The organism is Thalassorhabdomicrobium marinisediminis (genome assembly GCF_003072065.1).
Taxonomy (GTDB): Bacteria; Pseudomonadota; Alphaproteobacteria; order Rhodobacterales; family Rhodobacteraceae; genus Octadecabacter; species Octadecabacter marinisediminis.
Window position 1 is genome coordinate 166017 of sequence record NZ_QCYG01000003.1, and the last position, 14171, is coordinate 180187.

Annotated in this window: 14 protein-coding genes; 6 read left to right on the forward strand and 8 right to left on the reverse strand. The window is 64.8% G+C overall.

Going from position 1 to position 14171, the window contains the following annotated elements; all coding sequences use genetic code 11:
* Positions 1-5 precede the first annotated feature (5 nt).
* Positions 6-800 (forward strand): phytanoyl-CoA dioxygenase family protein, encoded by a 795-nt coding sequence (locus DC363_RS05290; RefSeq protein ID WP_108640091.1) that lies wholly within the window; start codon positions 6-8, stop codon positions 798-800.
* Positions 801-855: 55 nt separating this feature from the next.
* Here DC363_RS05290 and hemC read toward each other — a convergent pair whose 3' ends face one another.
* Positions 856-1812: a hydroxymethylbilane synthase gene (gene hemC, locus DC363_RS05295; protein WP_108640092.1), complete on the reverse strand. Its 957-nt coding sequence runs from the start codon at positions 1810-1812 to the stop codon at positions 856-858.
* 91 nt (positions 1813-1903) lie between these two features.
* Here hemC and hemE point away from each other — a divergent pair, with 91 nt between their 5' ends.
* Positions 1904-2938: a uroporphyrinogen decarboxylase gene (hemE, locus tag DC363_RS05300; RefSeq protein WP_108640093.1), complete on the forward strand. Its 1035-nt coding sequence runs from the start codon at positions 1904-1906 to the stop codon at positions 2936-2938.
* Positions 2935-4167 carry a lytic murein transglycosylase gene (locus tag DC363_RS05305; RefSeq protein ID WP_108640094.1) on the forward strand — a complete coding sequence of 411 codons (1233 nt, stop codon included), beginning with the start codon at positions 2935-2937 and terminating at the stop codon, positions 4165-4167. Before hemE ends, DC363_RS05305 begins: the two co-directional genes overlap by 4 nt.
* Here the strand turns inward: DC363_RS05305 and hemF are convergent.
* Positions 4164-5054 (reverse strand): oxygen-dependent coproporphyrinogen oxidase, encoded by an 891-nt coding sequence (gene hemF, locus DC363_RS05310; protein ID WP_422396403.1) that lies wholly within the window; start codon positions 5052-5054, stop codon positions 4164-4166. The genes DC363_RS05305 and hemF overlap by 4 nt on opposite strands.
* Positions 5055-5166: 112 nt before the next feature.
* Between hemF and DC363_RS05315 the strand changes: the two genes are divergently transcribed.
* Positions 5167-5556, forward strand: a complete 390-nt coding sequence (locus tag DC363_RS05315; protein WP_108640096.1) for a hypothetical protein — start codon at positions 5167-5169, stop codon at positions 5554-5556.
* Here DC363_RS05315 and DC363_RS05320 read toward each other — a convergent pair whose 3' ends face one another.
* The 3 genes from DC363_RS05320 to clpS are packed head-to-tail and all read right to left on the reverse strand — an operon-like array spanning position 5557 to position 7680.
* Complete coding sequence (locus DC363_RS05320) at positions 5557-6360, reverse strand: SDR family NAD(P)-dependent oxidoreductase (protein WP_108640097.1); 804 nt, start codon at positions 6358-6360, stop codon at positions 5557-5559.
* A gap of 21 nt (positions 6361-6381) precedes the next feature.
* Positions 6382-7317 carry a class I SAM-dependent methyltransferase gene (locus tag DC363_RS05325; RefSeq protein WP_108640098.1) on the reverse strand — a complete coding sequence of 312 codons (936 nt, stop codon included), beginning with the start codon at positions 7315-7317 and terminating at the stop codon, positions 6382-6384.
* Positions 7318-7338: 21 nt separating this feature from the next.
* Complete coding sequence (clpS, locus tag DC363_RS05330; RefSeq protein WP_108640099.1) at positions 7339-7680, reverse strand: ATP-dependent Clp protease adapter ClpS; 342 nt, start codon at positions 7678-7680, stop codon at positions 7339-7341.
* A gap of 445 nt (positions 7681-8125) precedes the next feature.
* Here clpS and DC363_RS05335 point away from each other — a divergent pair, with 445 nt between their 5' ends.
* Together DC363_RS05335 and DC363_RS05340 are read left to right on the forward strand one after the other, a co-directional pair.
* The gene (locus DC363_RS05335) at positions 8126-9478 is read left to right on the forward strand and encodes a D-alanyl-D-alanine carboxypeptidase family protein (protein WP_108640100.1); all 1353 of its coding nucleotides are present in this window, start codon (positions 8126-8128) and stop codon (positions 9476-9478) included.
* An 18-nt stretch (positions 9479-9496) separates the two neighbouring features.
* A complete protein-coding gene (locus DC363_RS05340) occupies positions 9497-10186 on the forward strand; it encodes a fumarylacetoacetate hydrolase family protein (protein WP_108640101.1) in 690 nt (229 codons plus the stop codon).
* A gap of 6 nt (positions 10187-10192) precedes the next feature.
* Here the strand turns inward: DC363_RS05340 and DC363_RS05345 are convergent, their stop codons facing one another.
* The 3 genes from DC363_RS05345 to DC363_RS05355 are packed head-to-tail and all read right to left on the reverse strand — an operon-like array spanning position 10193 to position 14157.
* Entirely contained in the window at positions 10193-11773 is a 1581-nt protein-coding gene (locus DC363_RS05345; protein ID WP_108640102.1) for an ABC transporter ATP-binding protein, read from the reverse strand.
* Positions 11773-12933, reverse strand: coding sequence for an ABC transporter permease (locus DC363_RS05350; protein ID WP_241962929.1), 1161 nt, complete (start codon positions 12931-12933; stop codon positions 11773-11775). The genes DC363_RS05345 and DC363_RS05350 overlap by 1 nt, the downstream gene beginning before the upstream one ends.
* Before the next feature lie 3 nt (positions 12934-12936).
* Positions 12937-14157 (reverse strand): microcin C ABC transporter permease YejB, encoded by a 1221-nt coding sequence (locus tag DC363_RS05355; protein ID WP_108640103.1) that lies wholly within the window; start codon positions 14155-14157, stop codon positions 12937-12939.
* Positions 14158-14171 lie beyond the last annotated feature (14 nt).

Here is a 14171-nt window from a genome sequence, read left to right on the forward strand (position 1 = left end):
CACCCATGCACCCACTTCTGACCCAAGACCAAATCGACGCCTATCAGCGGGACGGCGCCGTGCTTATCAAAGGTTTGTTCAAGGACCACGTTGACACCCTGCGCGCGGGTATCGAGCGCAACATGGACGCGCCCGGCCCCTATGCTGCGGAAAACCTGAAAGCGGGCGAAGGCGGGCGCTTTTTCGACGATTACTGCAACTGGACCCGCATCCCCGAATTCGAAGAGGTGATCCGCACCTCGCCCGCGGCCGAAGTCGCCGCCGATCTGATGGGATCGGACCGCGTGCAGGTGTTCCACGATCACGTGCTGGTCAAGGAGCCGGGCACGTCGAAGCCGACACCGTGGCATCAGGACGGCCCCTATTACTTCGTTGAGGGCGCGCAGACCGTCAGCTTCTGGTCGCCCATGGACCCGGTCACCGATGCCAGCCTGCGCTGCGTGGCGGGCAGCCACAAATGGGACAAGCCGGTGCTGCCGACCCGGTGGCTCGCTGAATCGAGCTTCTATCCGAACGAAGAGGACTACATGCCCGTGCCGGACCCGGACGCCGAAGGCATGGAGGTCAAGGAGTGGACGATGGAGCCGGGCGACGCGGTGGCCTTCCACTTCGCGACCCTGCACGGCGCGCGCGGGAATGAGGCGGGCACCCGCCGCCGGGCGTTTTCGCTGCGGCTGGTGGGCGACGATGCGCGCTATGTGGAGCGGCCCGGACCAACCTCGCCGCCCTTCCCCGGTCACGACATGACTCCGGGGCAGACCCTGCGCGAAGATTGGTTTCCGGTGATCTACCGGCGTTGATCCATGGCGGGCAGCCATGTGGGTGGCTGCCTGCCCGTGCCCCGGGCGAGCCGCGTCAGTGCTGCGAGAAGAACCCCGGGCCGGCCTGTCCCAAAAGCTCTTGTGCGAGCTCATGGCCCATCGCCGCGCCTTCAGAGACCGCCCCGCGCCGCTCGCCCTTGTAGACTTCGCGCCCGTCGTAGCTGAGGATTTCGCCGCGCAGCCAAAGCTGGTCACCCTCGATCAGCGCCAGCCCGCCGATGGGCGTCTCGCATGAGCCGTCGAGCGCCGCAAGAAAGCTGCGTTCCGCCGCCATCTGCTGGCCCGCGGCGGTGTCATGGATCGCGGCCAGCATGTCGCGGGTGCGCAGATCGTCGGTGCGCCGTTCGATGCTGATCGTGCCTTGGGCAATCGCGGGCAGCATGTCGTCGACCGCGATGGGGGTCGCGGGCACGTCGTCGAGCTGCATCCGGTTCAGCCCCGCCATCGCCAGAAACGTCGCATCGGCGACCCCGTCGGCCAGCTTGCCCAACCGCGTCTGCACGTTGCCGCGGAATTCCACCACGTTCAGATCGGGCCGTCGCGCCAGCACCTGCGCCCGGCGCCGCAGGCTTGAGGTGCCCACCGTCGCCCCTTCGGGGAGATCGGCAATGCCGCCGTAACGGATCGACACGAACGTATCGCGCGGATCCTCCCGCGGGAGGAAGACGTCAAGCGTCAGGCCGTCGGGCTGGACCACGGGCATGTCCTTGGTCGAATGCACGGCAATGTCGATCCGCCCGGCCAGCATCGCCTCTTCCAGCTCTTTGGTGAACAGACCCTTGTTACCGATGGTCTTGAGCGCAATGTCCGCCGCGATCATCGCGCGGTCGTCGCCGGTCGTGGTGATCGGGCAGATCTCGAACGCCGCTTCCGGCAGATCATGCGCCTGCATCAGCCGCGCGCGTGTCTCATGGGCCTGGGCCATAGCCAGAACCGAGGCGCGGGTGCCGATCCTGAGCGGTTTGTCGGGGGTGGGCAGTGCAATATCCATAAGCGCCTATTAGCCGCGCCCCCCTGTCGTGACAACTGCCTTGACTTAGTTGACCCCGATAGACAGACCATCCGCAACTCAGGAGGCCCTTATGTCGCAGCAAAAAACCGTTCTTCGTGCCCTCGCCGGGGAAACCCTGCCAACCCCGCCGATCTGGATGATGCGGCAGGCGGGCCGCTACCTGTCGGAATACAAGGCAACGCGGGCGCAGGCCGGCGACTTCCTGTCGCTGTGCTACAACCCCGAGCTGGCCGCCGAAGTCACGTTGCAGCCGATCCGCCGCTTCGGCTTTGACGCGGCGATCCTGTTTGCGGACATCCTGCTGGTGCCGCAGGCGCTGGGGTCGGATCTGTGGTTCGTCACCGGCGAAGGCCCGCGGCTGTCCACCATCACCACGGCGGACGAGGTCAAGGCCCTGAAACCGGTCACGGCGATCCACGACACGCTGTCGCCGATCTACGAGACGGTCAAGATCCTTGCGCGTGAACTGCCATCCGAAACCACGCTGATCGGCTTTGCCGGTGCGCCCTGGACCGTGGCGACCTATATGATTGCCGGGCAAGGCACCCCCGATCAGGGCCCCGCCCATGCGTTCAAAGACGCCAACCGTGAGGCCTTCGAGGCGTTGCTCGACCGGATCACCGAGGCGACGATCGAATACCTTTCCGAACAGATCAAGGCGGGGGCCGAGGTTGTGAAGCTGTTCGACAGCTGGGCCGGCTCGCTGCAGGGCGCGGATTTCGAGGCCTATGCCGTCAAGCCCGCCGCGCGCATCGTCGCCGCGTTGAAAGAGCGTCACCCCGAGACGCCGATCATCGCCTTCCCCCGTGGCGCGGGCGAGCGGTACACCGGTCTGCACAAGGCCATCGGCGCCGATTGCATCGCGCTGGACGACGGGGTGAGCGCCGAATGGGCCGCCAAACACGTGCAGCCCGACGGCTGCGTGCAGGGCAACCTGAAATCCTCGCACATGGTCACCGGCGGAGATGCGCTCATCTCCGAGACGCGCCGCATCGTCGAGGCCTTCAAAAACGGGCCGCACATCTTTAACCTTGGCCACGGGATCACGCCGGACGCCGATCCCGAGAATGTGCAATTGATGATCGACACAGTCAGGACCGCATGAAACAGCTTTTACTCGCCCTCCTTTTCCTGACCGCCCTGCCCGTCTCGGCGCAGGATCGGGGGGCGGTAGAACGGCAGTTCCGGACTTGGCTCGAACAGGTCGTCTGGCCCCGTGCGCAGGGGGGCGGCGTCTCGCGCGCGACGTTCGATGCGGCCTTCGCCGGTGTCACGCTGAACTGGGACCTGCCCGATCTTGTGCCGCCGGGGACCGCGCCGCCCGAGCGGCGCGCGCAGACCCAGTCCGAGTTCCGCAGCCCGGCCCGGTATTTCCGCCCCAACACGGTGCAATCCACGGCCCGCATCGGCCGCGACATGGCTGCGCGTCACGCTACCGCGCTGGCCGAGACGACCCGCGCGACCGGCGTGCCGGGGCATATCATCCTTGCGATCTGGGGCCGTGAGAGCGGTTTCGGGCGGGTGGCGATCCCGCACAACACCTTCCGCGTGCTGGGCACCAAGGGCTTCATGTCCACCCGCGCGGAGTATTTCACCAATGAGCTTCTGGCCGCGCTGCGCATCGTGCAGGCGGGCCATATCGCACCGGGGGCCATGCGGTCGTCTTGGGCGGGGGCGATGGGCCAGCCGCAATTCATGCCCAGCAGCTTCGAGACCTACGCCCGCGATGGCAATGGCGACGGGCGCGCCGACATCTGGACCTCCGAGGCGGACACGATCCGGTCCATCGGGAACTACCTTGCCCGCAACGGATGGCAGGCGGGCCGTGATTGGGGGTTCGAGGTCTCGGTGCCCGCAACCGTCTCCTGCGCCATCGGCGGGCGCGATCAGGGCCGGACGATCAGCCAGTGGGAGGCCTTGGGCATCACCCGCGTCTCGGGGCGCCCCTTCCCCGCCGCCGAGCGCAACGGCGAGGCGTTCTTGCTTATGCCTGCGGGCCGCTTTGGCCCCGCGTTTCTTGTCACGCCGAATTTCTACACGATCAAGACCTACAACAACTCGGATCTCTACGCGCTTTTCGTGGGGCACGTGGGCGACCGGATCGCCTATAACGTCGGCGATTTTACCGCCCCCTGGCGTCCGGTGGACGATCTTCTGCGCTCGGATGTGGCGGCAATGCAGCGCGGGCTGGTTGCGCAGGGCTATGACGTGGGCGGTGCTGATGGGCTCGCCGGGTTCAAGACCCGCCGCGCCATCGGTCAATGGCAGGTCGCGACCGGGCAAGCCCCGACGTGCTTCCCCAGCCGTGCGCTGGTCAACGCGCTGTCAGACTAGACCCATTTCGCCATCGGCGGCAGGCTCATCAACACCGCGTTGGCGTCGTGTCCCGTCTCAAGCCCGAACTTGGTGCCCCGGTCATAAACAAGGTTGTATTCGGCATAGAGGCCGCGGTGCACCAGTTGCGCGTCCTTGTCCGCCTCCGTCCAGTCAGTGCCGCGCCGTTTCTCGACCAGCGGCAGATAGGACGGCAGGAAGGCCCGGCCAAGGTCCTGCGTCAGGGCAAAATCCGCCGCCCAGTCGCCGGTGCAGTGATCGTCCATGAAGACGCCGCCCACCCCGCGCGCGCGGTGCCGGTGCGGGATATAGAAATATTCGTCCGCCCAAGCCTTCAGCTTTGGGTAATGGGCTTCTCCATGGGGGTCGAGCCATGCTTGCTGCGTGGCATGGAAATGGGCGGTATCCTCGTCATATTCGATGCAGGGGTTAAGGTCTGATCCGCCGCCGAACCACCACGCATGGGGCGTCCAGAACATGCGCGTGTTCATATGCACCGCCGGCGCGTGTGGGTTCTGCATATGCGCCACAAGGCTGATGCCCGAGGCCCAGAAGCGCGGATCGTCGGCCATGCCGTGCAGCCCCTTGCGGGCCATCATCGCCGCTTGCGCGCGCTCGCCCAGGGTGCCGTAAACGGTCGAGATGTTCACCCCGACCTTCTCGAACACACGGCCCCCGCGCATCACCGACATCAGCCCGCCGCCCGCATCCTCGCCGTTTTGCGCGGCGCGTTTGGTTTCGGTCACCTCGAACCGGCCTGCGGGCTGGTCCGACAAAGGCCCGTCGGTCTGGCTGTCCTCAAGCGCCTCGAAGGCCTGCACGATCTCGTCCCGCAGGGTCTTGAACCACGCCGCAGCTTCGGCCTTTTGGGAAATCATATCGTCCATCGTCATCACCGGACCCCTTGTTATTGCCTATCAATGCCACCTAGCATTGCGTGATCGCACAGGAAACCGCCTGCCCCAGACCCGCGACCATTTGGCTGCCAAAGGAAGACCCATGTTCAAACCCGCCCTGCTTCTGATCCCCCTTGTTGCCCTCACCGCCTGCGCCACGCCGCGCGAACGCTGCGTCTCAAGCGCCAATCGCCAGGTCTCGACCTTGGATCAGCTTATTTCGGAAACGCGGGTCAATATCTCGCGCGGGTATGGGCTGGTCGAGGTGCAGGACGTGCGCGTGGTCCGCAGCTTCTGCGAAGGCACCAATTCCGACGGGACCGAGTTCCACTTCCCCTGCGACGAGACCCGGACCTACACCCGGCAGGAGCCTGTGACGATCAACGTGGCAGATGAGCAGACCAAGCTTGCGCAACTGCTTGAGCGGCGCGATGCCGCCGCCCGCGCTGCGCAGGCGCAGGTGCAGCAATGCATCGCTGTGCATCCCGAATAATCAGTGCGCGGGGGCCGAGGCCGGATCGATCAGCGTCCGGCCGCCGTCCACGGTGATGATCTGACCGGTCACGAAGTTCGACGCGTCCGAGGCGAGGTATTGCACCGCGTCCGAAACCTCGCCCGGGCCCGCGATTCGGCCCAGCGGCGTGTTCTCGATGATGTTGTCGCGGTATTCCTCATGCTCGCGGATCCGGTTGCGCAGGCTTGACGACATGACCGAGCCGAAGGCCACCGCGTTGACGCGGATGCGGTGCGGGGCAAGCGCGACTGCCATGGAGCGGGTCATCTGGTCGAGCGCCGCCGTCGCGATGGAATAGCCCAGAAGGTCCGGGTTGGCGCGGCGGGCGGCGATCGACGACAGGTTGATGATCGAGCCGACCGGCCCCTCGTCCTCGCCCTCGGCCTGTTTCATCATCCGCTTCGAGATTGCCTGCGTCAGCCGCAGCGCGGTCATCAGGTTCTGGTTGAGCATCTCTTCGACGTTGTCCTCTTTCGGGTTCAACGGATCGGAAGACGCGATCTGGCGCGAGGCGTTCACAAGGATGTCCACCCGCTCAAAGCTGTCGATGGTCATCGACATCAGGTTATTGACCGAAAGTTTCTGCCGCAGGTCGCAGGCGAAGGTGCGGTATTGTTCCGGCTCGGCCTTGCCATCGCCCAGCTCGGCCTCAAGCCGCTCTTCGTCCATATCGGCAAAGACGACATTGGCCCCTTGCGCCAGAAACCGCCGTCCGATGGCCAGCCCGACGCCGTTCGCGGCGCCGGTGACGATGGCGGTCTTTCCTTCAATCGAAAACGACATGGGTGGCTCCTGTGGGTTGGATTACCGTTTGGGTCGTGTCGCCCGGAACAGCTTGAACGCGCCGCTGCCGCTCAGCTCTTCGATGCGCGCAAACCGCGCATCAAGGTCTGCTTCATAGGGCAGGTGCCGGTTCGCGACCATGAAAAACACCCCCCGCGGTTTCAGGATACGGGCGGCGGTGGCAATGAAGCCACGCCCCAGATCGGGATCGCCGCTGCGCGACGTGTGGAACGGCGGGTTCGAGACGACCGCATCATAGGCACCCTGATGGGTCAGCGCATCGCCCCAGATTCCGTGGGCGCGGGGGTCGTCTACGTTTTGCACCGCACAGTCCAGCGCGGTCTTCTCAGCCTCGACCATGTCGAGCCGCGTGACGGCGTCGTTCTGCAGAATGGCGCGAGACAGATAGCCCCAGCCCGCGCCGAGGTCCGCAACCTCACCCTCAAGCCCGTCAAGGAAGGGGGCCAGCAGAGCCGAGCCCGCATCAACCTTGGCTTCAGAGAAGATGCCGGGGACGGTCGTGAACCCCTGTGGCGAGGTGACCGACACCTCCCACGCGGGCTGGCGGTCGGCGCGGAACCAGAACAGGCGCCCGTGGCCCTTGGTTACAACACCTTCGATGGTGGCGACCTTGCGGATATCCTTGTAGAGCGATTCGACCCCGTCGGTCTTTTGCCCGTCCACGATCACCGTCCCGCCCTGTGCAATGGCCCCGGATATCATGGCCCGCGCCAGCGTCTTGGACCGCGGCACCACGACCAATGTCGCGGCGCGGCCAGCACCGTCCCCGATCAAGCCGGCGGCGGCCCAATACTGGTGATCGGGGTAAAACGTGGCCTCGACGCTCACGTCGCGCAGACCGGCCAGATCGTAGCCCGCAGGGGGGCGTATCACGTGCAGCGGGCCGTCAAGGGACAGACCTTCGTCCAAAGCGGTGAAGAGGCGGGACTGTTTCATGACGGCGAGCGGGGCGGGCCCCTACTCTCTCTCCATCGTGCATTGCAGCGGGTGCTGGTGGCGGGCGGCGAAATCCATTACCAGTGCGACCTTGGTTTCCGCAATCTCGTGGCTGAACACGCCCACCACGGCGAGCCCTTTTTCGTGCACGGTCAACATCAGTTCCACCGCCTGCGCGTGGGTCATGCCGAAGAAGCGTTCCAGCACGTGAACGACAAATTCCATCGGCGTGTAATCGTCGTTCAGGATCATGACCTTGTACAGCGGCGGCCGCTTGGTCTTGGGGCGCGCCTCAAGCTTGACGCCGACATCCGTGTCGTCGTCTTCGCGTTTGTCGGCCATCATTACAAGATCGTGTCGCATGCGTATCCTTCTGCCCCGACCGATGGATCGAGTCTCGTATCAGCCGCTTAATATAACCTTCGTGGCGGCTATGAAAAGGGGGGAGCATGCGGCGGTGCGGAAGGGTCGCAGGCTGGTCCCATGGACACGTCGCGGCACAGCGGATTGTGGGCGATATCGCGGGTCGAGACGCCTGCCTTATTCTCGCCACATTCCGCCATCTTGGGGTGCTGCGATCCCCACCCCCCACATGTGGCGCGCAAAACCGTCGTCGTGCAGCGAAGCCACACTCAAACCCGTTGAAAATAGGGTATTTTCCGAAGCCGATCCCTGTGCTACCGTCTAAGGATAATAAGAGACCCCGACCAAAAACAGGGGCTCATGAGGCAGTAAATGAGGCAGTGGTGTGAACCGTCGTATCCAGCACCCCGCTTGGGCGGGATTATTACTAGTATTGACACTTCTGATGGCAGGTCTGGCCCCGGCAACGGGGAAGGCGGCCCCTTATGCGGCGATGGTGATGGATGCCCGCACCGGTGAGGTGCTGCATTCGCGCAATGCGGACACGCAATTGCATCCCGCGTCGCTCACCAAAATGATGACGCTCTATATCGCGTTTCAGGCTGTGGAACGGGGTGAGATCAGCCTTGACGACATGGTGACGATCACCCCCCTTGCGGCGAACGAGCCTCCGTCGAAGCTGGGTCTGGTGAGCGGTCAGCGCATCCAGTTCCGCTATCTCATCCGCGCGGCGGGCGTGAAATCGGCCAACGATGCCGCGACCGCTATCGGGATCGCGCTGGAAGGCAACGAAGCGGCCTTTGCCCGCCGGATGACCGCCACCGCGCGGGCCATGGGCATGACCCGCACAACATTCCGCAACGCCCACGGCCTGACCGAGGCGGGGCACCTGTCCACCGCGCGCGACATGACCACGCTGGGCCGTCACATGATCTATGACTACCCGCAGTATTATAACATTTTCAGCCGCATCACGACCGACGCCGGCGTGCGCGAGGTGGCCAACACCAACCGCCGTTTCTTGCGGGCCTATCGCGGGGCGGACGGGATCAAGACGGGCTACACCCGCGCGGCGGGCTTCAACCTTGTGGCCTCGGCCGAACGCGGGCAAGAGCGGATCATCGCCACCATGTTCGGCGGATCCTCCACTGCGCAGCGCAACGCGCGGGTGGCGGAGCTTCTCGACATGGGCTTTGCCCGCGCACCGGCCACCGCGCGTCTGGACCGCCCCCGCCCCGTTGGGCCGCAAGGCTCTGGCGGTGCAGACGCCCCGGCCCCCGGCACGACCGCCCGCACGGTGCGCGTGAACGGCCTTGTGGCGCGGTCCCTGCGCCCCCACGCCCGCGCGGTGCCCGAGCCCGAGGCCCCCGAAGAGCTGCTGATGGTCAGCGCCGATGTGGTCCAGAACGTCATCGCCGATGTGGTCGAGGTGGCCGCCGCCCCCGATCAGACAATAGCACCCCCGGCCCGCCCGTCCGAAGATGTGGTGCTGGCTGCGGTGCAACAATCGACCACCGCACCCAGCGCCCCCGAAGTCGTGACCCGCATCTCAACCTCGGGCAGCCGCCTGTGGGGCATCAACGTGGGGCGCTACAATTCGCAGTATCAGGCGGAACGGGTGCTGCTCCGCGTGGCGCTGAACGAAATGTCGACGCTCGATGGCTCCCTGCGGCGGGTGAACCGGTCGCCGCGCGGGTTCGACGCCAATTTCATGGGCCTGACCCGCGACGGGGCCGAGCGCGCCTGCGCCCGCTTGCAAGCCCGTGGCACGACGTGTTTCATGATCGGACCCGATTGATTTCATAAGGACCGATCCATGCCCGAGCTTGCCGTCACCCCACCCGCCCCGAAGACCTTGCAGGGGGCGGACGGCGCCACGATCGGCGTGCATCGCATCTTCTGCGTCGGCCAGAACTACGCCGACCACGTGGCCGAGATGGGCGGGGATGCGAAGGCGGATCCGCCGATCTTTTTCAGCAAGCCCGCCAGCGCCATTGTTGCGTCAGGCGAAACCCTCCCCTTCCCTGCCGCGACCGAAAACCTGCATCACGAGGTGGAGCTTGTCGTCGTGCTGAAGTCCGGCGGCGCGGACATCGCGGCCGACGACGCGTTGGGGCACGTCTATGGCTATGCGGTGGGCAACGACCTGACGCGCCGCGACATGCAGGCGGCAGCCAAGGCCAAAGGCGGACCTTGGGATATGGCGAAGGGCTTCGACAATTCCGCCGTGATCGGCACGGTCCATGCCGTCGCGCAGATCGGCCACCCGACGACCGGCGCGGTGCGCTGCTCGGTGGACGGCGAAGCGCGTCAGGACGGAGACCTGAGCCAGATGATCTGGTCGGTGCCCGAGATCATCGCCACGCTGTCCGGACTGGTCACACTTCAGGCGGGCGACGTCATCATGACCGGCACGCCCGCTGGCGTCGGCCCTATCAAACCGGGTCAGACCTGCCGGTGCGAGATTGCGGGGCTGGGTGACGCCACGGTGACCTATCAGGGCTGAGCGCCCCTACCCCAGCGCGGCGGCCATCAACTGGCGGGTGTAGTCGGTCTGCGGATTGTCGAAAATCTCCGCCGCCTCGCCTGCCTCGACAACGTCGCCGCGCTTCATCACCATCACCTTATGCGACAGCGCGCGCACGACCTTCAGATCGTGGCTGATGAACAGATAGGCAAGCTGGTATTTCTTCTGCAAGGCGCGGAGCAGTTCCACGATCTGCACCTGCACCGTCATATCAAGCGCCGACGTCGGCTCATCCAGCACCAGCAGTTTGGGCCGCAGGATCATGGCGCGGGCGATGGCGATACGCTGACGCTGGCCGCCGGAAAACTCGTGCGGGTAGCGGTCCATCATCGCGGGGTCCAACCCCACCTCGCCCATGATTTCCGCCACCATCTGGCGCGCGTTCTTGCCTTTGGTGGTGCCGTGGATCGTCAGCCCCTCGGCGATGATCTGCTCGACCGTCATGCGCGGGCTGAGCGAGCCGTAGGGGTCCTGAAACACGATCTGCATGTCCGAGCGCAGGGGCCGCATCTGGCTTTCGCGCAGCCCCTGAATGTCACGCCCCAGAAACACGATGCGCCCCTCGGACGGGATCAGCCGCATCATCGCCAGCGCCAGTGTTGTCTTGCCCGAGCCGCTTTCGCCGACGATGCCCAGCGTTTCCCCGGCGCGGACGGTGAAGCTCGCGTCGTTCACGGCTTTGACGTAGCCGGTCGTGCGCCGCAGCAGGCCGGAGGTGAGCGGAAACCAGATTTTCAGATGTTCCGCTTCCGCCACCACCGCCGCGCCCTCGGGCACGGGATCGGGCGTGCCGGTGCTTTCAGCGGCCAGCAGCGTCTGGGTGTAGGGGTGCTGCGGCGCGTCGAAAATCTGCGCCGTGGGGCCGTGCTCGACGATTTCCCCGTCCTTCATCACATAGACCCGGTCGGCGATGCGCCGCACGATGGTCAGGTCGTGGGTGATGAACAGCAGCGACATGCCAAGGTCGCGCTTCAGATCGGCCAAAAGGTCGAGGATCTGCGCCTGAATGGTCACGTCCAGCGCGGTCGTCGGCTCATCCGCGATCAACATCTCGGGGCCGTTCGCCAGCGCCATGGCGATCATCACCCGCTGGCGCTGCCCGCCGGAGAGCTGGTGCGGATAGGCGCCGAGCCGGCTTTCGGGGTCGTGGATGCCGACCTGTTGTAGCAGCTCGAGAATCCGCGCCCGCACCGCGTCGCCGCGCAACCCCTGATGAAGCTCAATCGACTCGGCCAACTGCTTTTCAATGGTGTGCAGCGGGTTGAGTGAGGTCATCGGCTCTTGGAAGATAAAGCTGATGTCGTTGCCCCGGACCCGCCGCAGGTCCCGCTCGGGCGCGCCGACCATCTGCGTGCCGTCATAGGTGATCGAGCCGCCCACGGTCGCGCTGTCGCCCAGAAGCTGCACGGTGGACAGCGCCGAGACCGACTTGCCGGACCCGCTTTCGCCGACGATGGCGACGGTTTCGCCGCGGTCCACATGGAAGGACACGCCGCGCACAGCATGGGTCGTCTCTCCGTCCTGCCGGAAATCGACGGTGAGGTCTTGAACGTCCAATACGCGCATCAGGAGAAGGTCTTTCGCGGATCGAAGGCATCGCGGACGCCTTCAAAGATGAACACCAGCAGCGACAGCATGATCGCGAAGGTGAAGAAAGCGGTGAAGCCCAACCACGGGGCCTGCAGGTTCTGCTTGGCCTGCAACGTCATCTCCCCCAGTGACGGGGCCGAAGACGGCAACCCGAAGCCCAGAAAATCAAGCGAGGCGAGCGTCGCGATTGTGCCGGTGATGATGAAGGGCAGCATGGTCACGGTGGCAACCATGGCGTTGGGCAGCATGTGGCGGAACATGATGGTGCGGTCCTTCACGCCCAGCGCCTTGGCCGCGCGGACGTATTCAAAGTTCCGCGCGCGCAGGAATTCCGCCCGCACCACGCCCACCAGCGCGGGCCAGCCGAACAGGATCGTCAGGAACACCAACAACCAGAAACTTCGGCCCAGAATGGCGAACAGGATGATGATGACGTAGAGCGAGGGCGTCGAGCTCCAGATTTCCAACAGGCGCTGGAACACAAGATCGACCCAGCCGCCGAAATAGCCCTGCACCGCGCCGGCGATGATGCCGATGATCGACGCGCAGGTGGTGACGATGATGGTGAACAGGATCGACAAGCGGAAGCCGTGGATCACCCGCGCCACCACGTCGCGTTTGGTATCGTCGGTGCCCAGCCAATTGTTGCTGTCCGGCGGCGAGGGGGCCACGCCGGGAATATCGACGATGGTGTTGTAGCTATAGGGGATCGGCGGCCAGACCAGCCAGCCCTTTGCGAAGTCCGGATCGTCGATGGTGCCCGCTTCGGCGGCGATGATCAGCCCTTCGGGGTCGTCAAAACAGCTCTCCAGCCCGCCGGTCGCGATCAGGCATTGCACCTCGACATCCTTGTATTCCGCCTGCGTCGGAAAATCCCCGCCGTAGTCCTGTTCGGAATAGAACTTGAAAATCGGCATCCGCAGCTCGCCGCGATAACTCACCACGATGGGTTTGTCGTTGGCCAGAAACTCCGCGAACAGCGACAGCCCGAACAGGATCATGAAGATCCACAGCGACCAATAGGCGCGCTGGTTGCGTTTGAAGTTCGTCCAGCGGCGGCGGTTGAGCGGCGACAGGGCGAAGCGGCGCTTGACGGCGGGCAGCTCCTGCATCCGGGCTTCGGTGGTGTTGGCCATGGGCTACCCTCTCCTCTCGAAGTCGATGCGCGGGTCGATCAGCACATAGGTGATGTCGGTGATGATGCCCACGACCAACCCCATGAGAGAGAAGGCGAAGAGCGTGCCGAACATCACCGGATAGTCCCGCTGCAACGTCGCCTCGAACCCCAGACGGCCCAACCCGTCGAGCGAGAACAACGTCTCGATAATCAGCGAGCCACCGAAGAACACCCCGATGAACAGCGCAGGAAAGCCGGAGATCACGATCAGCATGGCGTTGCGGAAAACATGACCGTAAAGAACGCGGCGCTCGGACAGGCCCTTGGCCTTGGCGGTGATGACGTATTGCTTCTTGATCTCGTCGAGGAACGAGTTCTTGGTCAGCAAAGTCAGCGTCGCAAAGGCCGAGATGGTCGACGCCAGCACCGGCAGCGCGATGTGGTGGAAATAGTCGAGGATCTTGCCCCCCGTGCTGAGCTCATCGAAGTTGGACGAGGTCAAGCCCCGCAGCGGGAACAGCCGGTTGCAGGTCGGGTTCCAGTCATAGAGCCACCAGAACACCGGATGCCCGTTGAGCCAGTCGGAGAGCACCGGAATGCGGAAACAGTTGTTCGACGCGAACAGCACGATCAGCAGGATCGCGAACAGGAAACCGGGGATCGCGTAGCCCACGATGATCGCGGCCGAAGTCCAGGTGTCGAAAGAGGAACCATCCCGCACCGCCTTGCGGATGCCCAGCGGGATGGACACGATATAGGCGATCAGCGTGGACCACAGGCCCAGCGTGATCGACACCGGCATCTTTTCCAGCACCAGATCGACAACCGTCACCGAGCGGAAATAGCTCTCTCCGAAATCGAAGCGCAGATAGTCCCACATCATCAGGAAAAAGCGTTCAATCGTCGGGATCGGCACCGGCTCGCACTCGGGCACGCGCACGCTCGGCTCTCCGGTGTAGCCCTCTTCGCAGACGACGCGGGCGAAATTGAACTCCACCTGCAGCTCGTCCAGAAACTCCTGCGGCAACCCGCGAGAGGCGACGCTGTCGCCACTGTCGGTCTCGACCAGTTCCGAGCCGCCGCCCGAGAACCCCTCGAACACGTCGCCGCCGCCCTCAAGCTGGGCGATGATCTGGTCGATCGGCCCGCCGGGGACGAACTGGATCAGCGCGAAGTTGATGATCATGATCCCGAGCAACGTCGGAATCACGAGCAGCAATCGCTTGAGGATGTAAGCGCCCATATGGTGCGTGCCCT

Coding starts and splice junctions, on each gene's coding strand:
- DC363_RS05290 (WP_108640091.1), top strand. CDS start 6: ATGCACCCACTTCTGACCCAAGACCAAATCGACGCCTATCAGCGGGAC.
- DC363_RS05335 (WP_108640100.1), top strand. CDS start 8,126: ATGGCAGGTCTGGCCCCGGCAACGGGGAAGGCGGCCCCTTATGCGGCG.
- hemC (WP_108640092.1), bottom strand. CDS start 1,812: ATGGATATTGCACTGCCCACCCCCGACAAACCGCTCAGGATCGGCACC.
- DC363_RS05340 (WP_108640101.1), top strand. CDS start 9,497: ATGCCCGAGCTTGCCGTCACCCCACCCGCCCCGAAGACCTTGCAGGGG.
- hemF (WP_422396403.1), bottom strand. CDS start 5,054: ATGGACGATATGATTTCCCAAAAGGCCGAAGCTGCGGCGTGGTTCAAG.
- DC363_RS05325 (WP_108640098.1), bottom strand. CDS start 7,317: ATGAAACAGTCCCGCCTCTTCACCGCTTTGGACGAAGGTCTGTCCCTT.
- DC363_RS05350 (WP_241962929.1), bottom strand. CDS start 12,933: ATGGCCAACACCACCGAAGCCCGGATGCAGGAGCTGCCCGCCGTCAAG.
- clpS (WP_108640099.1), bottom strand. CDS start 7,680: ATGCGACACGATCTTGTAATGATGGCCGACAAACGCGAAGACGACGAC.
- DC363_RS05320 (WP_108640097.1), bottom strand. CDS start 6,360: ATGTCGTTTTCGATTGAAGGAAAGACCGCCATCGTCACCGGCGCCGCG.
- DC363_RS05345 (WP_108640102.1), bottom strand. CDS start 11,773: ATGCGCGTATTGGACGTTCAAGACCTCACCGTCGATTTCCGGCAGGAC.
- DC363_RS05355 (WP_108640103.1), bottom strand. CDS start 14,157: ATGGGCGCTTACATCCTCAAGCGATTGCTGCTCGTGATTCCGACGTTG.
- hemE (WP_108640093.1), top strand. CDS start 1,904: ATGTCGCAGCAAAAAACCGTTCTTCGTGCCCTCGCCGGGGAAACCCTG.
- DC363_RS05305 (WP_108640094.1), top strand. CDS start 2,935: ATGAAACAGCTTTTACTCGCCCTCCTTTTCCTGACCGCCCTGCCCGTC.
- DC363_RS05315 (WP_108640096.1), top strand. CDS start 5,167: ATGTTCAAACCCGCCCTGCTTCTGATCCCCCTTGTTGCCCTCACCGCC.